This is a genomic window from Halorussus salinus (assembly GCF_004765815.2).
GTDB classification, from domain to species: Archaea; Halobacteriota; Halobacteria; order Halobacteriales; family Haladaptataceae; genus Halorussus; species Halorussus salinus.
In genome coordinates, this window is the sequence record NZ_ML974127.1 from 1,291,632 (window position 1) to 1,310,943 (window position 19,312).

At 67.0% G+C, this 19,312-nt stretch carries 21 protein-coding genes; 9 read left to right on the forward strand and 12 right to left on the reverse strand.

Going from position 1 to position 19,312, the window contains the following annotated elements; translation table 11 throughout:
- Positions 1-21 precede the first annotated feature (21 nt).
- Positions 22-1,131 carry a helix-turn-helix transcriptional regulator gene (locus tag EPL00_RS06540; protein WP_135851263.1) on the reverse strand — a complete coding sequence of 370 codons (1,110 nt, stop codon included), beginning with the start codon at positions 1,129-1,131 and terminating at the stop codon, positions 22-24.
- 285 nt (positions 1,132-1,416) lie between these two features.
- Here EPL00_RS06540 and glmU point away from each other — a divergent pair, with 285 nt between their 5' ends.
- The gene (glmU, locus tag EPL00_RS06545; RefSeq protein WP_135851262.1) at positions 1,417-2,598 is read left to right on the forward strand and encodes a bifunctional sugar-1-phosphate nucleotidylyltransferase/acetyltransferase; all 1,182 of its coding nucleotides are present in this window, start codon (positions 1,417-1,419) and stop codon (positions 2,596-2,598) included.
- 349 nt (positions 2,599-2,947) lie between these two features.
- On the opposite strand, the gene EPL00_RS06550 is transcribed toward glmU, so the two are convergent.
- The 3 genes from EPL00_RS06550 to dps all read right to left on the reverse strand — a co-directional run bounded on the left by EPL00_RS06550 (position 2,948) and on the right by dps (position 4,870).
- The gene (locus tag EPL00_RS06550) at positions 2,948-3,376 is read right to left on the reverse strand and encodes a DCC1-like thiol-disulfide oxidoreductase family protein (protein WP_135851261.1); all 429 of its coding nucleotides are present in this window, start codon (positions 3,374-3,376) and stop codon (positions 2,948-2,950) included.
- 121 nt (positions 3,377-3,497) lie between these two features.
- Positions 3,498-3,860 carry a 2Fe-2S iron-sulfur cluster-binding protein gene (locus tag EPL00_RS06555; RefSeq protein ID WP_135851260.1) on the reverse strand — a complete coding sequence of 121 codons (363 nt, stop codon included), beginning with the start codon at positions 3,858-3,860 and terminating at the stop codon, positions 3,498-3,500.
- Between the two features lie 347 nt (positions 3,861-4,207).
- Positions 4,208-4,870: a DNA protection during starvation protein gene (gene dps / locus EPL00_RS06560; protein ID WP_135851259.1), complete on the reverse strand. Its 663-nt coding sequence runs from the start codon at positions 4,868-4,870 to the stop codon at positions 4,208-4,210.
- A 173-nt stretch (positions 4,871-5,043) separates the two neighbouring features.
- Here dps and EPL00_RS06565 point away from each other — a divergent pair, with 173 nt between their 5' ends.
- The 6 genes from EPL00_RS06565 (at position 5,044) to EPL00_RS06590 (ending at position 10,608) form a co-directional block, all read left to right on the forward strand.
- The gene (locus EPL00_RS06565) at positions 5,044-7,383 is read left to right on the forward strand and encodes a DEAD/DEAH box helicase (protein ID WP_135851258.1); all 2,340 of its coding nucleotides are present in this window, start codon (positions 5,044-5,046) and stop codon (positions 7,381-7,383) included.
- A gap of 105 nt (positions 7,384-7,488) precedes the next feature.
- A complete protein-coding gene (locus EPL00_RS06570) occupies positions 7,489-8,199 on the forward strand; it encodes a hypothetical protein (RefSeq protein ID WP_202932549.1) in 711 nt (236 codons plus the stop codon).
- A 62-nt stretch (positions 8,200-8,261) separates the two neighbouring features.
- Complete coding sequence (locus EPL00_RS06575; protein WP_135851256.1) at positions 8,262-8,654, forward strand: thioredoxin family protein; 393 nt, start codon at positions 8,262-8,264, stop codon at positions 8,652-8,654.
- Between the two features lie 122 nt (positions 8,655-8,776).
- On the forward strand, positions 8,777-9,223 hold the full coding sequence (locus EPL00_RS06580) for a DUF7552 domain-containing protein (RefSeq protein WP_135851255.1): 447 nt from the start codon (positions 8,777-8,779) through the stop codon (positions 9,221-9,223).
- Complete coding sequence (locus EPL00_RS06585; RefSeq protein WP_135851254.1) at positions 9,220-10,035, forward strand: DUF7260 family protein; 816 nt, start codon at positions 9,220-9,222, stop codon at positions 10,033-10,035. The genes EPL00_RS06580 and EPL00_RS06585 overlap by 4 nt, the downstream gene beginning before the upstream one ends.
- Before the next feature lie 78 nt (positions 10,036-10,113).
- Positions 10,114-10,608 carry a DUF7552 domain-containing protein gene (locus EPL00_RS06590; RefSeq protein ID WP_135851253.1) on the forward strand — a complete coding sequence of 165 codons (495 nt, stop codon included), beginning with the start codon at positions 10,114-10,116 and terminating at the stop codon, positions 10,606-10,608.
- 25 nt (positions 10,609-10,633) lie between these two features.
- On the opposite strand, the gene EPL00_RS06595 is transcribed toward EPL00_RS06590, so the two are convergent.
- From EPL00_RS06595 to EPL00_RS06605, 3 genes are read right to left on the reverse strand one after another with little or no spacing between them, the layout of a single operon-like run.
- Positions 10,634-11,653: a DUF7544 domain-containing protein gene (locus tag EPL00_RS06595; RefSeq protein ID WP_135851252.1), complete on the reverse strand. Its 1,020-nt coding sequence runs from the start codon at positions 11,651-11,653 to the stop codon at positions 10,634-10,636.
- Between the two features lie 54 nt (positions 11,654-11,707).
- Complete coding sequence (locus EPL00_RS06600; RefSeq protein ID WP_135851251.1) at positions 11,708-12,478, reverse strand: TrmB family transcriptional regulator; 771 nt, start codon at positions 12,476-12,478, stop codon at positions 11,708-11,710.
- Positions 12,478-15,618, reverse strand: coding sequence for an MMPL family transporter (locus EPL00_RS06605; RefSeq protein ID WP_202932550.1), 3,141 nt, complete (start codon positions 15,616-15,618; stop codon positions 12,478-12,480). The genes EPL00_RS06600 and EPL00_RS06605 overlap by 1 nt, the downstream gene beginning before the upstream one ends.
- 191 nt (positions 15,619-15,809) lie before the next feature.
- Between EPL00_RS06605 and EPL00_RS06610 the strand changes: the two genes are divergently transcribed.
- Entirely contained in the window at positions 15,810-15,962 is a 153-nt protein-coding gene (locus EPL00_RS06610; protein WP_162224163.1) for a hypothetical protein, read from the forward strand.
- A gap of 43 nt (positions 15,963-16,005) precedes the next feature.
- Here EPL00_RS06610 and EPL00_RS06615 read toward each other — a convergent pair whose 3' ends face one another.
- From EPL00_RS06615 to EPL00_RS06630, 4 genes are all read right to left on the reverse strand, one after another.
- The gene (locus EPL00_RS06615; protein WP_135851250.1) at positions 16,006-16,791 is read right to left on the reverse strand and encodes a rhodanese-like domain-containing protein; all 786 of its coding nucleotides are present in this window, start codon (positions 16,789-16,791) and stop codon (positions 16,006-16,008) included.
- 135 nt (positions 16,792-16,926) lie between these two features.
- Positions 16,927-17,454 (reverse strand): DUF7504 family protein, encoded by a 528-nt coding sequence (locus EPL00_RS06620; RefSeq protein ID WP_135851249.1) that lies wholly within the window; start codon positions 17,452-17,454, stop codon positions 16,927-16,929.
- Positions 17,438-17,815 (reverse strand): hypothetical protein, encoded by a 378-nt coding sequence (locus EPL00_RS06625; protein ID WP_162224164.1) that lies wholly within the window; start codon positions 17,813-17,815, stop codon positions 17,438-17,440. Before EPL00_RS06625 ends, EPL00_RS06620 begins: the two co-directional genes overlap by 17 nt.
- The gene (locus EPL00_RS06630) at positions 17,812-18,096 is read right to left on the reverse strand and encodes a hypothetical protein (protein ID WP_135851247.1); all 285 of its coding nucleotides are present in this window, start codon (positions 18,094-18,096) and stop codon (positions 17,812-17,814) included. The genes EPL00_RS06625 and EPL00_RS06630 overlap by 4 nt, the downstream gene beginning before the upstream one ends.
- 123 nt (positions 18,097-18,219) lie before the next feature.
- On the opposite strand from EPL00_RS06630, the gene EPL00_RS06635 reads away from it, so the two are divergent.
- The gene (locus EPL00_RS06635; RefSeq protein ID WP_135851246.1) at positions 18,220-18,597 is read left to right on the forward strand and encodes a hypothetical protein; all 378 of its coding nucleotides are present in this window, start codon (positions 18,220-18,222) and stop codon (positions 18,595-18,597) included.
- 76 nt (positions 18,598-18,673) lie between these two features.
- On the opposite strand, the gene EPL00_RS06640 is transcribed toward EPL00_RS06635, so the two are convergent.
- Positions 18,674-19,216, reverse strand: a complete 543-nt coding sequence (locus tag EPL00_RS06640) for a GNAT family N-acetyltransferase (RefSeq protein WP_135851245.1) — start codon at positions 19,214-19,216, stop codon at positions 18,674-18,676.
- Positions 19,217-19,312: the final 96 nt, after the last annotated feature.

Consider the following 19,312-nt stretch of genomic DNA (forward strand, 5'->3'; position numbering starts at 1 on the left):
TCGGTCGCCGATAGCGTCGGGTCATCCGTCGGTGGTCTCCTGTTCGAACGGCGATTTGGCGGTTTCGGGTTCGTAGCCGCTCAGGAAGACGAGGTTGCCCCGGCCGACCTGTACGCGGGTGATGAGACCCTTCTCCTCCATCTTCGATAGCTTCCGGCTGACCGTGGACTTCGACCAGTCGGTCTCCTCGGTCACGTCGGCCTGTTTCATCCGGCCGCCGTAGCGCGTCAGCAGTTCGCGGATGCGGTCCTCGTCGGTCAGCATTGCCTCCTCGGGGAACTGCTCGACTTCGGACTCGCGCACCGACTGGTCGTCCGAGGAGTTCGACTCGACGGTCTCGCTCCCGGCCGACGGTGACTCGGCGGCGTCGGCGGGTCCGGTGCCATCGAGGTCGTCCGACCCCGAAAACAGATTCGACACCGAGTTCAGCACCGACGAGAACAGGCCGTCTCCGGCGTCGGGCACCGATACGTCGGTGTCGTGGGACTGGACGTGGTCGCTGGTCGCGCTCCGGTCGCCGTAGGTCTCCGCGACCGACCACTCCCGGCCGTCGTCGCCCACCTCGACTACGGCGTCGAACAGCGTCTTCAGCGTGTTGATGGTCTCCTCGTCGTGGATGTCCGGGTCCATGTGGTAGAACCCGATGGCGTCGGCCGCCTGCACGCGGTGGGTGAGGATGTGGAGGTACCGGAACGCCGTGTCGAAATCGACGTACTCCAAGAGGACCGTCAGCGTCTGGACCGACACGAGCGTCTGATTGCCGTTGCCCTCCCATCGCGTCAACTGTTCGCTCAGGGGCGCGATGATGTCCATCGGTTGGTTCGGGTCCACCCGCGCGACCGACACGTTCGGCGGGGCCTCGGTTCCGTCGGGTCCCTCGTCGGTCTCGACCGTGTTGGCGTGGATGAACGCCAGTTCCGCCGGGAGGTCGCCGACGTTCGTCTGCCAGTCCGAAATCCACGTCTCCGGCGGCGGCGTGTAGGTCACCGCCGCGACGTTCGCCCGCGCCGGGTCCGTCGTCGAGGCCAGCAGTTCGAGACACGCGCGATTCCCCGTGGGCGTCAACGGTGCCAGTAGGAGGACGTTCGAAGACTCGTTCAGTTGCCGCTTGTCCGATGTGTCGATATTCATTCGTTGTGAGTCATGGTTCGTTGTTTCCGACCCCGTCGTGGGAGACACCCCGAAGCATCGTGAGTCGGAGAGGGCTACGCCGCCCTAGATATTAAGGAGTTTGCCATCGAGTGAAATGCCGAACTCGCTCCCACCGCGGTTCTTTGTTTCTATGTGTATAAACATAGCCCGGAGGTAAAATCCCCCGGTATGACGGGTAACGGTGTTTAAACCAGCGCCCCACTACGGAGACGCAGCGCCACCGACTCCGAGAGACTGAAACCGGTGGCTTCCGAAGGGCGAGCCATGCAAGCAGTGCTTCTGGCCGCGGGCGAGGGGACCAGAATCCGACCGCTGTCGGCGTCGCTCCCGAAACCGATGCTCCCGGTCGCCGACCGACCGCTGGTCGCCCACGCCGCGGATGCCGCGGTAGACGCTGGCGCGGACGAACTCGTCGTCGTGGTCGGCTACGAGGCCGAGGAGGTCCGGGGGTACTTCGGCGACGAGTACCGCGGCGTGCCGGTCCGCTACGCGGTCCAAAGCGAACGGGCCGGGACCGCCGACGCGGTCCGGGCCGCGCGCGAACTCCTCGACGGCGCGTTCGCGGTGCTGAACGGCGACAACCTCTACGACCCCGACGCGGTGGCCGACCTCTTCGCGTCGGGTCCCGCCGTCGCCGCGGTCCGCGTCGAGGAGCCTTCGAACTACGGCGTCCTCTCCGCGGAGGAGGGCGTCGTCACCGACATCGTGGAGAAGCCCGCGGACCCGCCGACGAATCTGGCCAACGCGGGAGCCTACGTCTTCCCCGCGGCGGCCCGCGAGTGGCTGGACGTGCCCGAGAGCGAGCGCGGCGAACACGAGATTACCGACGTGGTGGCCCGCGCTATCGAGGAGTACGACGTGGGCTACGCCGCGATGGACCGCTGGCTCGACGTGGGGCGGCCGTGGGAACTGCTGGAAGCCAACGAGTGGAAACTCGGCGAGTTGGACCGCGACGTGCGCGGCGAGGTCCACGACGAGGCCGACCTCCGCGGCCCGGTCGTGGTCGAGGAGGGCGCAACCATCGACGCGGGCGTCGTTATCGAGGGTCCCGCGCTGGTGCGCTCGGGCGCGAGCGTCGGGCCGAACGCCTACGTGAGAGGAGCGACCCTCCTCGGCGAGGAGGCCCACGTCGGCCACAGCGTCGAAATCAAGAACAGCGTCGTCGGCGCGGGCACCCACGTCGCGCACCTGAGCTACGTCGGCGACAGCGTGCTGGGCCGGGACGTGAACTTCGGCGCGGGCACGAACGTCGCCAATCTGCGCCACGACGGCGAGGCGGTCCGCCACACCGTCAAGGGCGAGCGCGTCTTGACCGGCCGCCGGAAGTTCGGCGTCGTGGTCGGCGACGACGCCAAGACGGCCATCGACACGAGCCTGAACGCGGGCGTGACCCTCTCGGAGGGCGCGACGACGACGCCCGGCGAAGTCGTGACGCGAGACAAGTAGAATCGACCTGCGACCGTTCAATTACTCTTTGGCTCGAATTTTACCCTCTTGCCCGGCGCGTGCTGGCGCGAGTTCATCTCGCGCCAAGCCGCGCGAGGGATGAGCAACGCAGGTCGAAGACCGAGTAGCGCAGTCGGTTGGGGAGGCGTGTGGCTGTCGCGGTGCGGTTGCGGTGCGGCAAACTCCTGTGTATCGGCATCAGTGCGGTTCGCGGCTGTGGTCGCGGTACTATTGCGGTTCGCGGTCGTGGATGCTGTGCGGTCGCTCGTCAAAATGTCGAGCGTAATTCGCAACCCGAGGAGTCCGCTTCCGTGCTTCCTCCCGAAAAAGACGTGTCCAAAAACCCCGCTCACCGACTCACTTTGGCCGTGTGCCACGCGTTCGCCGCCAACGCCTCGAACGCCTCTTTCCCCGCCTCCGAAAGCGGATACTCACCGTGGTAGGGGTCGGGGTCCCCCTCCACGCCCGTCACGCTCCGAATCGCGTCGGCCAGCGACTCGTAGTTGTCGCCAACGATGTCCTGCACGAGGACGGGCATCCCGGCGCGCTCGCAGAGTTCGCGCGCGGCCTCGCGGCCGACGTAGACGCACTCCTCGCGGCCGTCCACGAGGACGAGCGCGAAGGGCGTCTCGCCGAACTGCGCTTCGAGGAGCCGTCGGGCTGGCTCGTCGTCCCACGCGATAGCGCCGACGCCGTCCAGTCGCCGGAGCGCAGTGGCCGCCGCCGAGCAGAACGGGCACTCGCCGTCGTAGACGAGAACTGCGTGGTAGTCGGTCATAGCCGTCCGTACGGCCGCTGGCGGTAAAACGGCGGTGGCGAGGCCGACGAGCGACGCCCGGAATGGCGATTCGACGCGCGTTCAGCGCGGTGAAGTCGTGCGTCCGGGCGGCGAACGCTCGTCACCGCTTCGACCGGCCCGGCGGCTTGTCGTGTTCCGCGCGGTGGTCCAGCATCTCGTCGTACTGGCAGGCCCGAATCCGGAGGTCCGACCGGGGCTTGGCGGTACAGGGGAGGATGAGGTCGGCCTCCTCGTCCTCGTCGTAGTACCGGCGAGCGTCCGATTGGTCCACCTCGCCGTCGAGCAGTTTCGCGGCGCAGGTGGTACACCACCCCTGCTGGCAGTCGGCGGGGAGCCAGACGCCCTCGCTCCGCGCGGCCGAGAGGAGGTATTCGGTCTCGGGAACCTCGATTTCGACGGTCTCCCCGGCCTGCTCGATATCGGCCTCCTCGGGGACCTCGATTTCGACGGTGTGGCTACTCACGGTCGGGATTACGGGCCAGCGGGGATGAACGTGACGGCTACGAATCTCCTGACGAGCGGGGTTTCGGGGCGGGAGCAGTCCGGAACCGACTACCGGAATCGTCGTATCGAACGCCTCGAAAGCCCCCGCCCACTCGTGTGACCGCGAGCTGGCGGCCCCTTTCAGTCCACCCGGACGGGTAGTCTCGTCAATCGAGCGTCTACCGTGGCGGTCGGTCAGTCGAGCGTCTGCCGGTGGCTCGCGTCGTGAGCAGTTCGTCGGGAGAAAGCGTCGCCGGGCCGGTCCCGGTGGTCCGCGTCACCGAGCGCGCGCCGGTCGCCCGAGTCGTCGGAATCGGTCGCGAGTCGCTACGCCGAGTCGTTGAACCGCCGGTTGGTCGAGAGCGGCGCGTCGCCGGGTTCCCCGCGGACGAAGTGGCCCGCCGGGTTGATTTCGCCGTCGCGCTCCATGCTGAGGAGTTCCACGAACCACGCCTCGTGTTCGATCTCCTCCTGCAAGATGCGACTCGCCATGTCGTAGGTCCGCGGGTCCTTGCCTTGGGTCATGTCGCAGATTTCGCTCCACGTCCGGATGGCGCATCGCTCGGCCTCCAACAGCACTTCGAGGACGCTCTCGGCGTCGAGTTGCTCGATGTTGTCCGGTGCGTCACCGCCCATCGGCACCGGCAACTCGGCGTGCGGGCACGACGCTCGCTCCATGAACGTCCCGATGTCGTTCGGGAGCGACCCGCCGAGTTCGTAGACGCGCGGCGCGACCAACTCGAAGTGCGCGCGGTCTTCGAGGCGCGCGTCCTCCGCTATCTCCTTGTAATCCTCGTGGCCCGCGAGGTGCATCCGGAGGTTGGTGTAGTAGTAGTACGTCGAGAACTCCGCGCCGATGGCGTCGATGAGCCGTTCGCGAAGCTCCTCGGGTTCGAGGCCGCGCTCGCGTAGCGACTCCATCCCCACTCGCATACTGGTATCGCCCGGTTCGTACTCGCCTGCGCCGTGTCGTCGGTCGTCGTCTGCCATTATGTTCTCCCCCGCAAGCAACGACGGCTTTCGGACCCTTAACAATTCTTCCCAGATTACGAACATCGTTTCGAGTTCCCGGAATCGAAGTAACCGACGAGCCGAGGAGACGACGCCCTCCACTTTCGCTCCGCGGCGAAAGGGGTTAGGGACCCCGACCCTATCGCCGACTCGTGGACGAGACCATCGACTGGCTCCGGGGCCGACCGTACTACGACGGGCAGGTGGAAGCCCACCGGACCCTCCTCGGCAGGGACGGCGACTTCGCGGATATCGACCTCGAAGGCCGACTGGAGAGCGCGCTCGAATCGCGGGGCATCGACCGCCTCTACCGCCACCAAGTCGAGGCCGTCGAGGAGGTCCGCCGAGGCGGGAACGTCGTCGTCGCCACCCCGACCGCGAGCGGCAAGAGCCTCGCGTACACGGTCCCGGCCTTCGAGCGCGCGATGGACCACGGCGGGCGCACCCTCTACGTCGCGCCCCAGAACGCGCTCATCAACGACCAAGACGAGACCCTCTCGGGCCTCGCCCGCGACTTGGGCTTCGGCAGTCGCGTCTCCGTCGAGCAGTACACCGGTCGCCTGAGCAAGTCCGAGAAGCGCGACGTGCGGGACCGCCGACCCACCGTCGTCCTGACGAATCCCGATATGCTCCACTACGCGCTCCTGCCGCACGCACACCGCCTTTGGGACTGGTTCTTCAAGGGACTCGAAACGGTCGTGCTGGACGAAGTTCACGAGTACCGCGGCGTCTTCGGGAGCCACGTCGCGCTCGTCCTGCGCCGACTCCGGCGCATCTGCGACCGGTTCGACGCCGACCCGGAGTTCGTCTGCTGTTCGGCGACCATCGGCAACCCCGTCGAACACGCCGCGGGCGTGACCGGGACCCCCGAATCGTCGTTTCGGCTGATAGACGAGGACGTGAGCGACACCGGGCCGACCCACTGGGTGCTGTGGAACCCGCCGGAGTACGAGACCCCGCAGGCCGGGACCTCGGGCCAGCGCCGGTCGAACCACGCCGAGACCAAGCGCCTGTTCGCCGACCTCGTGTCGAAGGACTACCAGACGCTCACCTTCACTCGCGCTCGGCAGGCCGCCGAGCAGTGGGCGATGGAGAGCGCGAAGGCGCTCCGCGAGCGCGGCCGAGGAGACCTCGCGCCCGACGTGACGGCGTATCAGGCCGCGCTGGGCGACGACCGGCGGAAGGAAATCGAGGAGGGCCTGCAGAGCGGCGAGGTCCGTGGCGTCTGGAGTACCAACGCTTTGGAACTCGGCGTGGACATCGGCGGTCTCGACGCGGTACTGCTCGACGGCTACCCCGGCACGCGGATGGCGGCGTTCCAGCAGGCCGGGCGCGCGGGCCGGGGGACCGACCCGAGTCTCGTCGCGCTCGTCGCTGGCGAGGACCAGTTGGACCAGTACCTGATGGCCAACCCCGACGAGTTCTTCGCAGGGGACCCCGAGCGGGCGGTCGTCAACCCCGCGAACGACCAACTCCTGCCCGACCACGTGCTGTCGGCGGCCCGCGAAACGTGGCTCTCGCCCGAGGACCGCGAGTACTTCGGCGAGGAGTTCCCCGACCTCGTGAACCGCCTCGAACGCGAGGGCCTGCTCGACCAGCGCATCACCGACGACGGCCTGCGCTGGACCTACGACGGCGACGGCAGTCCCCAACACGAGATGAGTCTGCGCTCCATCGACGACCGCGAGGTCAATTTGCTCGACAGGCGAAACGGCGACACCATCGCCAGCCTCCCCTTCGAGGACGCGCTGACCGACGCCCACCCCGGCGCTATCTACCACCATCAGGGCCAGTCCTACGAGGTCGTGGACTTGGATCTGAACAAGGAAGTCGCGGAACTCTCCCCGACGTGGGCCGACTACCACACCAAGGTCCTCCACGAGAAAGAGATCACCGTCGAGGAGGACATCCGCGAGAAGCGCCTCGAAACCCGCGAGGAGGTCCCGGTCCGGTTCGCCGAGGTGACGATGCGCAAGCAGATTACCGGCTTCGAGCGCCGGGACCGCTCGGGCGAGACGCTGGCCCGCGAGTCGCTGGACCTCCCGGAAGTCTCGCTCCGGACCAAGGCGCTGTACTTCACGGTGCCCCGCGAAGTCGAGCGCGCGATGCGCGAGCGGGGCGACTTCGCGGGCGGCATCCACGCCGCCGAACACGGCATGATTTCGCTCTTTCCGCTCGAACTGCTCTGCGACCGCGGCGACATCGGCGGCCTCTCGACACCGATGCACCCACACACCGGGAAGAGTACCATCTTCATCTACGACGGCTACCCCGGCGGCGTCGGACTGGTCCGAGAGGGCTACGAGACTGTCGCGGACCTGATGAGCCAAACCGCCGCGATGATAGGGGCCTGCGACTGCGAGTCGGCGGGCGGGTGTCCCGCCTGCGTCCAGTCGCCCCACTGCGGGAACGCCAACGACCCGCTGGACAAGGAACGGGCACGGTTCCTGTTGGAGAAACTGACCGACGGCGATTCCGATGAGACGGAGTAGTCGGGGACCGACCGTGGTCGTAGCTCGTTGCCCCCAAAATAAAAATATATACGATATAACTAGAAACGTGAGTCCGTGTCTTCGAAACTTAGTATTAGACGTTCGTTGAGTTACGGAGTCGATAAACTCGCCACGCGCGGCGGGGCGACTCTCGTCGCCGCGTACGTACTCTTCCAAGTCGTCACGCAGGTCGTCTTTCAATCGCTGTTCATCGAGGCGTTCGACAGCGTCCTCGACAGCGGCCAACTGTCACAATCGTATCCGCTCGCCCTCGAACTACCGATGACCGTCAGTGCCGTGTTCACTGCCGCGCTCGTCCTCGCCGGTACCGCCCTCGGAATAGTCGCGATGCGCGCGCTGTACGCGGACATCGACGCCGTGCCGACCGCAGACCACACCCGTCGGCTCGCGCGGACCGTCGGCGTCGTACTCGTCGTCGGCATCCTCGTGTTCGTAGCGACGTTCGTCGGCTTCGTCTTCTTGGTCCTCCCCGGACTCTTCCTCGCGGTCAGCTTCGTGTTCGCCGCCCTCGTGGCCGCCGTCGAGGACGCCGGAGTCGGAGCCTCGTTCAAACGGAGCTGGGAACTCGCGTCCGGCAACCGCCTCCGTCTGTTCGCCCTCGGCGTCGTCGTCGCTATCGCTTCCGGAATCGTCGGTGCCGTCGGAGGCCTGTTCGGAGTCGTCGATCCGCTCGTCGGGGCGCTTCTGACCGGAGCCACCACCGGCCTCGCCTCGGTGTTCAACGCCGCGGCACTCGTCGGTGCGTATCGTCAACTCGTGAACGAAGACGGTGTCGCCGCGTCCGCCGCGGCGTAGATTATCGGGCGTGAGAAGCGGACCACAAAATTAAGTCACCCCCTTCACAATTCTCGACCGATATGGACGAGGACCTCGACGCAGTCCGAGAGCGCAAGAAGCGCGCGCTCGCACAGGAGAAGGGCCTCGGTGCGCCAGCCTCGCCGGTCTACGTCGATGGCTCGCAGAACTTCGACCGGACGGTGACCGCTCACGAAGTCGTGTTGGTCCACTACTACGCCGACGGCGGCGCGGGCCAGCGGCTCCACCCCGTCGTGGAGTCGGTCGCGCGCGAGACGTTCGCGGCGGTGGCGAAAGTCAACGTCGTCCACCACCAGAAGTTGGCCTTGGAGCGGGGCGTCGAGGCGACGCCCGCCTTCGAGGTGTACGCCGACGGCGAGTGCCAAGAGCGCGTCCGAGGGCACGTCGAGAAAGACGAACTGGTGGAGTTGGTCGGCGAGCACACGTCGTTTTGAATCCGACCGAATCGGCCTCGGCTTCCTCGATCTACCCGCGACAGCCGCGGCTCCATCGAGTTCTCACTTCCGACCGAAACTCCTTTTAGGCCAGCCTAATTCAGATTAGGTTAGCCTAAACCATGCCCGACTCCCTCGACGCCATCCGCCGCGAAATCGCCGACCTCGCCGCCGAGGAGGGCGATTTCTACGTCGCGTGTGCCGACACGGACGAGCGCCCCGCGCCGCTCTCGGGCCGCCGGTTCCCCACCGAGGAGGCGGCCTCCTCGGCGGCGGCCCTCGCGCGCTCGTATCGCGAACTCCTGCGCGAGTCCGACCCGAACCTCCCCGAGCGTCGCCTCTCGGTGTACGAGCGGGCCGACGACCCCCCGACGGCGGTCTCGACCCGCAAGCGCACCGAGGAGACCCGCGAGAACGGCCTGCCCCGGACCTCGCGGTCGGTGACGCTCTCGGGCGATTGTGAGTCCGAGTGGCTCCGGATGGACAACGCGCCGCTGGTCCACGTCCGGAGCGACGGCGAACCGCTCCCCGACGACGCGGTAGAGCGCCAACTCGAATCGAAGCTATGACCGACCAGTTCCCGACGAGAGGCGTGGAGGCGTCGCTCGACCGCCGGACGCCCGCGGCGATGGAGCGCGCGGCCAGCGAGCGCGACCGCATCGAGGAGAAGGTCGCGGCGTTCGGCGAGTTCCGCGAGCGGGTCGCGGACGTGCCGACCGACGCGAGCGGCCGCGGCAGTCGGAGCGCACAGTCGGGCCGGTCGGCCGGGGGCGCGCTGGCGGTGGGGACGACCGCGAGCAGTTCGACCGACAGCGCGGCGACGGTCCGCGAGGCGTTCGGCGAGACGGTCCTGCCCTACGCCGACGCCGACTCGATGCAGGAGGCGATGGCCGACGAACTGTCGCCGGAACTGACCGCGGCGCTCTCGCCCGCGGCGGGCGGATTCTCGACGGGCCTGAAGCGCCAACTGGTCTCGCGCGCCGACCAGCGCCGCAAGGAGTGTCGCCTGCTTGCCGACGGTATCGAGGGCGAGCGCGAGCGCGTTCGGGAGATTGCGGACGAACTGGACCGAATGCTCGACTGGCTCGCCACCGCCGACGAGACGCCGCTCCTCCAACTGGGTTTCGAGGAGCTACGGGCGCGCCACGACCGACTCGCCGAGTTCCGCGAGACCTGCGACCGACTGGCGGCCGAGCGACAGGCCGCGATTCGAGAGACCCGAAACGACGGTCTGACCGGGATTCGGGAGGCCGAACTGATAGACCACCTCTACGGCGAGTTCGGCGACGACCATCCCGTGTTGGCCGACCTCGCGGAACTCGACGCGCTACTGGCCGACTGCCAGCGCGCGGTCCGGAAGCACCTCAGCGCGCGCGTCTGACTCTTCTATCAGTTTTCCGGCCGATGCCGATTCCGAAACTGCTTACTCGGTCGGTTGAGGGCTGGCCACCGAGTCCCTATGACAGACTCCCTCGAACACCTCCGCCAGCGGATAACCGACTTGACCGAGCCGGACGGCGATTTCGCCGTCGTCTGTCCGCTCTCGGGTAAGTGCCCGGTCCCCGTCCGCGGCGAGTCGTTCCCCGACGCAACCGCCGCCGAGGAGGCCGTGGACCTCGTGGTCGAGTACCGGAAACTCCTCCGGGAAGTGGACCCCTACCTCGAAAATATCCCCATCGTGGCTATCGAGCGAACCGCCGCGCCGCTCGCGCTCGACGCGCGGGAGCGGAGCGAGCGCGCAGGCGACGGCGCGAGCGGAACCGAGCGCGCGAGCGGGGCGTCCGGCCGTCGGCGTCCCGCCGCCCGGTCGGTCTCGCGGTCGGTGACGCTCTCGGGCGACGGCGACGCCGAGTGGCTCCGGATGGACGACGCGCCGGTCGTCCACGTCCGGCGCGACGGCGAACTGCTGGACGACGAGACGGTCTCCCGGCAACTCCGGGCCGCGTTTCGGTGAGAACTCCTCGGCTCTCCTCCGAGGACTACCCCGCCTCGCGTATCTCGCGGCGCAGTTCCGGAATCAGGTCGAACTCCCGGTCGGCGTCTCCGAGGACCAACAGCGCGTGGTACCGCAGGTAGGTCCGAATCGGCACGAAGACCACCGCGAGGACGGCGACCAGAAGCACGACGTACGCCAGCACGACGAGCGCGAGGAGGGCCACCGCGACCGGACTCGCCGCAACCGCGTCGAGGCCGCCGAACAGCGTGACGCCGACGACGCCGACGACCGCGACGGGAGCGACCAGTAGCGCACCGACGATGCCCCCGATTACGGAGGCGACCAGTCCCGCCGCGAGCGCGAGACCGACACGGACGAGCGCGTAGACGCCGAACTGCTTCCACTCGCGGGTCAGCGTCGGCCAGAAGCGCCGCCAGCCAGCGAGGACGCCGACGTTCTTCAGAATCATCACCGGGACGACGAAGTTGGCCGTGAAGGCGTCTATCGCGGCGACCAGAATCCCGAGGAGAACGACCAGCGGAATCGACGCCACGAGGAGACCCACCGAGAGGTCGAGAGCGCCGGTTGCGAGTCCGACGACGCTCGCCACCAGTAGGAGCGCAGGGACGGTGACGAGCAGTCCGAGGACGACCCGGAAGCCGAACAGTCGGAGCGCGCGGCCGAAGTGCTGGCCCGCGTAGTCCCGAATTCGGACGTGTTGGCGGCGCAGACTCTCCACGAAGACGAACTCCATCACGGCCCCGACGAGGACGTAGAGCAGGCCGACGACGAGGCCGACCGCGACCACGCCCAGCAGTATCGGGACGACCTCGCCGAACTCGGCCGGAACGTCGAGTTCGCCCGGTCCGGGAGCCATCCCCGGTCCGTCGGCGGGACTCCCCGTCGAACCCCCGACGCTGGCCGACGGGCCGCCACCGCCGCCGCTCCCGAGGAAGAAGACCACGACGGCGAGTTTGAGCCACTGGCGGGCGTCGAGCGGAGTGAGCAGGGATTTCGTGGCGTCGAGCGCGTCGTCCAGCGCCGCCACAGCGTACCACGACATGCGCCGGACTACGACACCGACCGAGAAAACTGTCGGGGGAAAAACGGGTGTATCTCAGACCGAGGCCGCGTCGCCCAACCCGCCGTCGATGAGTTGGATGAGGACCGCCGCGATACCGGTCTTCGACGACCAGATGGCGGTCTCCTCCTCTAGCTCGGGGTCGTCGCGTCGGTCCCTGACGCTCAGGAGGACCGTCTCGGCGTCCACGACCACGACGCGGCCCACGGGGTCGTCGCCGTGGGGGTGGTCGGCCGGGAGTTGCATCACCGTCACGTCGCTGTCGGCGAACAGTTCGCCGAGCGCGGGGTCGCCGACCAACAGGACCTCGACGCCCGCGTCGGCCCGCTCGCGCAGGAGGTCGGCGAGGTCGTCGGTCAGACCGCGGGCGTCCCGGCCCACGCCGAAGACGACGCGGCGCTCGGCCTCGTCGATGAGTTGCTCGACTCGGCCGTCGATGCTGGTCCGCCCGTGGACCGTCCAGATGTCCTCTCGCTCCTCGTCGCCCTCGCCGCGCTGCCTCCGGGCGGCTTCGAGGTAGTCGAAGGCCCGCTCTTGGGTGCGCTCGAACTCGCCGCGGAGGTGCGACTGCGCGGCGTCGAGGCTGACGGGCCGGTACTGGATGGGCTTGGACTGTTGGACCTCCACGAGACCGCGGTCTTGCAGCGACTCGGCCGCGCCGTAGACCTGCGAGCGGGGCACGTCGGTCGCCCGATGCACGTCGCGGGCGGTCCCCGTGCCGAGTCGCTGGAGCGCGGCGAACACCTTGGCCTCGTAGTTCGAGAGGCCGAGGTCTTCGAGCGCGTCGATGGCGTCGTCTTCGTCCATCAGTCCTCGCTCACCTCCGTCCCCGCGCTCTGGGTGACCGCCGAACTCGGGTCCGCGGCGGTGGCCTCGCCCGGCCCGAGGTAGCGCGTCCACAGCACCAGCAGACTCGGGAGGACGAGGACGCTGGCGAGGAACGCGTAGACGATGGTCAGTCCGGTGATGATGCCGAACTGCTGGAGCGCGGGCAGGATGGCGAACGCGAGGACGCCGAACCCGCCGACCGTGGTCGCCGCGCTACCGAGGAGCGCGCCGCCGGTCCCGGTGACGCTCTCGCGCATGGCGGCCCAGATGGTGTCGCGCCGCCCGAGTTCCATCGTGTAGCGCTCGCTGAGGTGGATGCTGTAGGCCACCCCGAGACCGACCGTGAGGCTCGTAATCATCCCCGTCAGGACGTTGAACGGCATCCCCAGCAGGTACATCGTCCCGAGAATCCACGAGACGCTGAACGCCACCGGGAGCAGGGTGATGGCTCCCAAGGTGGCGCTCCCGTGAGCGATGCGGTAGGCTATCATCAGGAACGCGAACGTCGCGCCCAGCGTGATGAGCAGGCTCTGGATGACCGTATCGAGCAACTGCTTCTGGACGATTTCGAAGACGATGGGTTGGCCCGTCGCGGTCGCGGTCAGGCCGTCGCCGTTCACGTTCGCGGCGATGTCGCGCATCTCGGTCGTGACCGTCGAGGAGGACGCGCCCCCTTTCACGGAGACGACCATGCGCGCGGCCTCGTACTCCCCGTCTTGGCGGACGAGGACGCCCTTCGCCTCTTGGGGCGCGACGGCGAACAGTTCGTCGAAAACCTGCTCAACGTTCTGCTCGGGCACGCCGTCACCGTCGGTGTCGGCGGCCGCGAGCGTCGCGTTGAACGACTCGTTCTGCGCGGCCGCGCGCTCCATCACCGAGAGCGGACTCCGAATCTGTGGCTCGCCGTTCGAGAGGACGACCACGACCTCCTCCTTCCCGGCCGCGGTGTCTTTCGCCCGCTGTAGCTTTTCGAGCGCGTCCGGCGTCGCCACGTCGCCCTCTACGAGAATTTGGGCCTGCGAATCCTGTCGCAGGAAATTGTCGTTGACGTATTCGAGGTTCGCCTTCGCGGTGTAGGTGCCGGGCGCGAACGGTTCGGGCAGGTCCTTCATCCAGTCGGCCGGGTCCTCCGCGAGGAAGTCCGTCTGCGAGAAGCTGGTATCGACCTGCGTCGCGCCGTACGCGCCGCCAGCCGAGAGGACCAGCGTCAGCGCGATGACGACGAAGGGAGCCTTCCGGGCGGCGACCGACCCGACCGAGAGCAGCGAGCCGAGCGCGCCGCCGCCGGTCCCGAACGCCCGCTTCTTGCGGTCGAAGCCGCGGGCTTCGAGGAGACCGTCGATTTCGACTTTCAGCGCGGGAATCAGGCCGCCGAAGACGACCAGCGCCGCGAGGATGCCGACCGAACTCACGATACCGAAGTCCTGAATCGGCGGCAGGGGGCTGACGAGGTTCGACATGAAGCCGATGACCGTCGTCGCGGTCACCCAGACGAGCGCCACGCCGACGCTCGCGAGCGCGACCGACATGCCCTCCCGGACGCTCTCGCCGTCGTGTTCCTCGCGCTCCTCGCGGTGGCGCATGAACACGTGGATGGCGTAGTCGATGGAGAGGCCGATGAGCAGGACCGGCACCGCGATGAAGATCTGGTTGAACGTGATGTCGAACCAGCCCATGAAGCCGAACGTCCAGACGAGGACCGCGACGATGCCGAACACGCCCAACAGGATGTCCAGCAGGTCACGGTAGGCGATTATCAGCGTCAGGACGACGAACAGCAGGGCCATCGGGCCGACGATGGCGATGCTGTCTGCCATCGACTGGTTGGTCTCCTCGCTGATGATGCCCGACCCGAACACCAACACCTCGCGGTCGAGGTCCTGTTTTGCGATCTGCTGCATCGCGGTCTGGGACTCGACGATGGTGTCGGAGGCCATGCTCTGGACCGACTGCCCGCCCTGTTGCTGGAACACGACGAGCATCGTCGCGTCGGCCTCGGTGCTACCGGGCTCGTAGGAAGTCGGCATGAACGCGAACGCCTGACTCGACGGGCCGGAACCGCCCTCGCTCAGGACGGTGCCGACCGCCGACTCCACCTCGGAGTCGTTCATCGACTCCAACTGGGCGACCTGCTCGGAGAGGGTCGGTGCGGACGCGTTTTGCAACTGCTGGCGCTGTTCCTGCAACTGCTGGCCCTCCTCGGCGAGTTGCTGGCCGCGCTCGCGCAGGTCGGCCCCGCGCTGTTGGAGCTGTCGGAACTCGTCGGCCAACACGCCCTGCGTGCCCAGTTGGTACACTTGCCCGAACTGCGACCGAATCTCGCCCGCGCGCTGGCGGTAGGTGGACTGGTTGATGTCGCCCTGCTGGAACGAAGCGTTGAGTCGGTCGAGTCGCTGCTGGAGGCCCCGAACCTGCTCGAAGGCCCGTACGTACGTCGCCGACTGGTTCGCGCTCAGGTTCCCGGTCGCGGCGGTCCGGACCTGCCGGAGTCGCGTCTCCAACTGCTCGGACCGCTGGCTGTACGTGGAGTCGTTGAGTTGGCCCTGCTGGTACGACGCGTTGAGGCGGTCGTAGCGGGCCTGCAACTCGCGAGTCCGGTTCAGCGTCGTACTCAGTCGCGCGGCGGTCCGGTTGAGTTGCCGACTCCGCTCTCGAAGCTCGGTCCGCGACTCGTTGAGCGCCTGCGTGCGCTCTCGGAGTTTCGCGCCCTGCTTGCGGAGTTCCGTCGCCTGCTCCTGTCGGATGGCGACCGTGGCGACGATGTTGGCGACGCCGGTCGTCGGCGTCCCGTTCACCAGCGTCCGGTTGACGGTGGCGTTGCTCCGCAACGCCTGCTGGAGTCGCAGGCTCTCGATGAGCGCCCCTTTCGAGAGGACGTTGCCCTCCTCGTCGCGGACGATGAGTTGGACCGTCGTCTGATTCTCGTCGCCCGACGAGAAGTTGGAGTTGATGTAGTCCAACTTCTCTGCGGCCGTGCTGTCGCTCTGGAACTGGTCGAGCGACGACGACTGGTCCACCATTGGCGCGCCCGCCCCGACCAGCACGGTCAGCACGAGGAGGACGGCGATAATCGGACGGCTGTACTCCGTGACGGCGGCGAAGAGGTCGCTGGCGTTCACGGGCGACCCCTCCGCGCGACGGTTCGTCGTTGCATGTCTGGCACTGTTGTTAGTAGCCTACTAACAGCGCGAGCATAAACCCACGGGATTCGGAGTCGTCGGCCGGAAGCGACGAGCTAGAAGACTCGATTCACGCCGATAGTCGAGTTCGTCGGAATCGGCTACGTCCGAACGTCGCGGTCGGCGAACTCGTGGACCAGTTTCGAAAAGAGCGACGGGAACTCGCGCTCGTCACCGACGACGAGACGGTCGTCGGGATGGTCACCCCGACGGACGCCTTCGAGACGACGGGTGAACTCGAAGACCCCTTCGACGACGGTCGAGCGCCCGACGCGACCGCCTGAGACTGGGATGACCGCCCGAGACCGAGGAGAATCGCGTGGCCGGTTAGCCCTGCACCGTGCCGGTGGCGAGGTCTTTCAACTTCCCTTCGACCGTGTAGCTCGGCGTCTCGACTTCGATGGTCGAGTCCGGGCCGACCTCGTGGAACTTGAGGTGGAGTTCGTAGCTCCCGGCGTCGGAGATGTCGGTCGATTCCATCTGTCCGCTCGGGCGGTGGCGAGCCCACGCGTTCTCGCCCGCGAGCGAGGCCTCGGCCTCGCCGCTGATGACCCAGCTCTTGGGCTTGCTGGTCACGTTACTGCCCCGCATCGGGTAGCCCTTGTCGTGCCAGTCCCAGAAGCCTTCGTCGATGACGTAGACGTTCTCGTAGCCCGCGTTGATGAGTTGTGACGCGCGGATGGACGAGAGGTGGTGGGGACAGCCACAGTAACAGACGATGAGGTCGTCCTTGGGCCAGTCCATCACGGGGTCGTTGTTGGCGCGTCGCTTCTCGGAGGCCTGACTCAGCACCGCGCCGTAGATGTGGGACTTCCCGTAGGACTTCTTCCCGCGGGCGTCGGCGATGCGGGCCTCGCCGCGCTTGTACCAGTAGTGAACCACGTCGATGGGTGCCAGCGGCACCTGCACCCCGTTTTCCTCGACCGTGTCGAACGACGAGGTGTCGATGCTTCGCTCGGCCGGTTGGTCGTCGAACGCGGGCGGGTAGCCGTCGGTGTCGCCGTCGGTCGGCGTCGCCGATAGCTTCGCACCGCTCCCCCCGCCGCCGCCGAGACATCCGGCAGTTGCCGAGAGCGCCGCCACGCTACTGGTCAAGAAGGTTCGTCGTTTCATCTGTGCGTACTCTTAGCAAATGACGAGATATTAATTTTACCGTATCGGTATACGGAGTTAGAACGCGGAAAATTAGTCCAGCGGGTCGGCGAACGTATGTCCCCTTCCGGACGCTGCGGCGGGTCGTCAACCGGACTACTCGACCGAGATGGCCCGGTCACAGAGGTCCCGGAATCGGCCGAACGTCTCGTCGGTGACGGCCTCCCGAACCGTACAGTAGGCACCGCGGGCCTGCTTCTCGCGGGCGTTCGAGACCACCGAGTCGAACAGTCGAAACACCTGCTCCTCGCGGCCGTACATCAGCAGGACGTTCACGTTGTCCACGACGACCCACCCGCCGCGCGTGACGTACTCCATCGCCTTCGAGAGTCGGATGCTGATACCGGTCAGGTCGCTGGGGTCTACCGGGTCGGTCGTCCAGAGCGGACCGGCATACTCGGTCGGCGACCCCGTGACCGGGACGACGCCGACCTTCTCGGGGTCGCCCCCGCGGCGTTCGACCAGCGACTCGACCTTGCCCGGCGCGGCCGTGGCCGAGACGACCAGCAGATTCTCGAACGCGTCGTCCGGCAGGGTGGTCAGCGGCGACCCCATCGAGGGCACCGACACCAGCGCCTGCTCGCCGGGGTCTACCCGGATGGGGCCGTCAGTCGTCCCCGGCACTCTCGAACCCTCCGGTGGCGTCGTCGGGGTCGTCGTCGGGGGTACCGTCCCCGGTCGGTCGCCCGACTTCGTGGCCGTCGAGGCGCAGGAACGGCCGGGCGAACTGCCAGACGCCAGCGGCCGCCAGCACCGACGCCACGAAGTCGAACGCCGACGAGACCAACGACATCCCGAGCGGTACCGACGCGACGTACGACACCGTCAACGAGAGGAACGCTCCGCCGAGGAGCAACAGTCCTCGCGTGTGGGCGACGTTCCGAGCGTACGCGACCACGGGGTAGACGAGGAGCGCACTCGTGAGGACCAGCATCGTCGTCTGGGCGACGAAGACGAACGAATTGAGGTCACTCATCCCGGTCATAGCTTCCTCCGTTCGGTGAGCAAGACGAGGACGTGCGCCGCCGACACGAGCGCGGCCATCGTCGCCACCGCCGACACGACGAGTTCGTAGAGGGGCGGCACCGACACCCCGAGGGCCGCGTTCGCGTTCAACCCGACGTACGCGAGCAGGACCACCGGAATCGGTCGCAACACCGACCCGAAGGGCGCTCCTCGGAATCCGCGGGCCGCGACGACCGCCAGCGGAAACGTCCCCGCGAGTACGAGTATCGTCGCCAGCGCGAGTACGCGTTCGACTACCATTCGCCCCCGGATTTTCGCTCCCGGATTAAATAACCCGCCGGTGCCCCCGCAGCGACTGTCGTGACTGAGATTTGGCATACCGAACCGAAGAAAAATAACGGACGATTCCTAAGCGACTGATAGATGGATTCGGAACTGGAAAAACTGGTAGATGCCCTCGAAAGTTCTGTCGGTGATAGCCTGCGTGGCGTCTTTTACGGCGACTTCCGCCATCGGGAGTACTCGATAGCGTACGCGTCTGAGTCGGCCACAGACGACTACTCGGCCGACCAGATCGGCGAGATCGTAGACGACGTAGTATTCGAAAAGTTACATAGCGGCCGGAAAGACGACCTCCACGAACCGCTCGGGGACTACACCGCTTCGGTCGAAGTGTTCGAGGAGGGCGTCAACGTCATCCTGCTGGGCTACGACGACGTGCCGACTATCTTCGTCGGGATGGACGGCGACGTGGCGAACCTCACCCCCGCCCTCGAAGCGGTCCGAGACGTACTCGAATAGCGGTCCGAGACGTACTGAAATAGCAGGTCGAGACGTGCCGAAATAGCGGTTCGGGACGTGCTGGCGGTGGAACTACCTACTCGTCGCCACGGTCTTCCCACTCGTGATCCAAGACGCCGAAGTACCGCATATCGACGTACTCGCCGCCGGTGAACGCCTCGTCTCGGTGGACGCCCTCCTCCTCGAACCCCAACTTCTCCCAGATGCGGGCCGACGCCGGGTTGGTGGCGAGGACCCGCGCCATCACGCGGTGCATCCGGAGTTCGCGGAAGGCGAAGTCGGTCAGCAGGCGCGAGGCCTCGGTGCCGTACCCCTCGCCGTGGTACTCGGGCGCGAGCCACAGGCCGAGTTCGCAGTGGCCCGACCGCTGGTCGATGTCGTGAAGTCCGACGACGCCAGTCATCTCGCCGTCGGCACAGACCGCGAGGTTCACGTCCTCCTGATTCGAGATTCGCTCCTCGAAGTACTCCCGTTCCTGTTCGGCGTTGATGGGAAAGGCGGTCGTCAGACCCTCACGGACCGCGGGGTCGTTGATGGTGTCGCGCATGAACTCAACGTCGTCCTCCTCGACGGTTCGGAGGGTGACGGTCTCTCCTCGGAGGAACACTGCGCCGGGCATACTCGTCGGTATTCGAGGAGAGACCATAACGGATGGGGTAGTGCGGTAGCGGTTGGCACAGCGGGCAGATTCCGACTCGGCGCACGAATCGCTTTA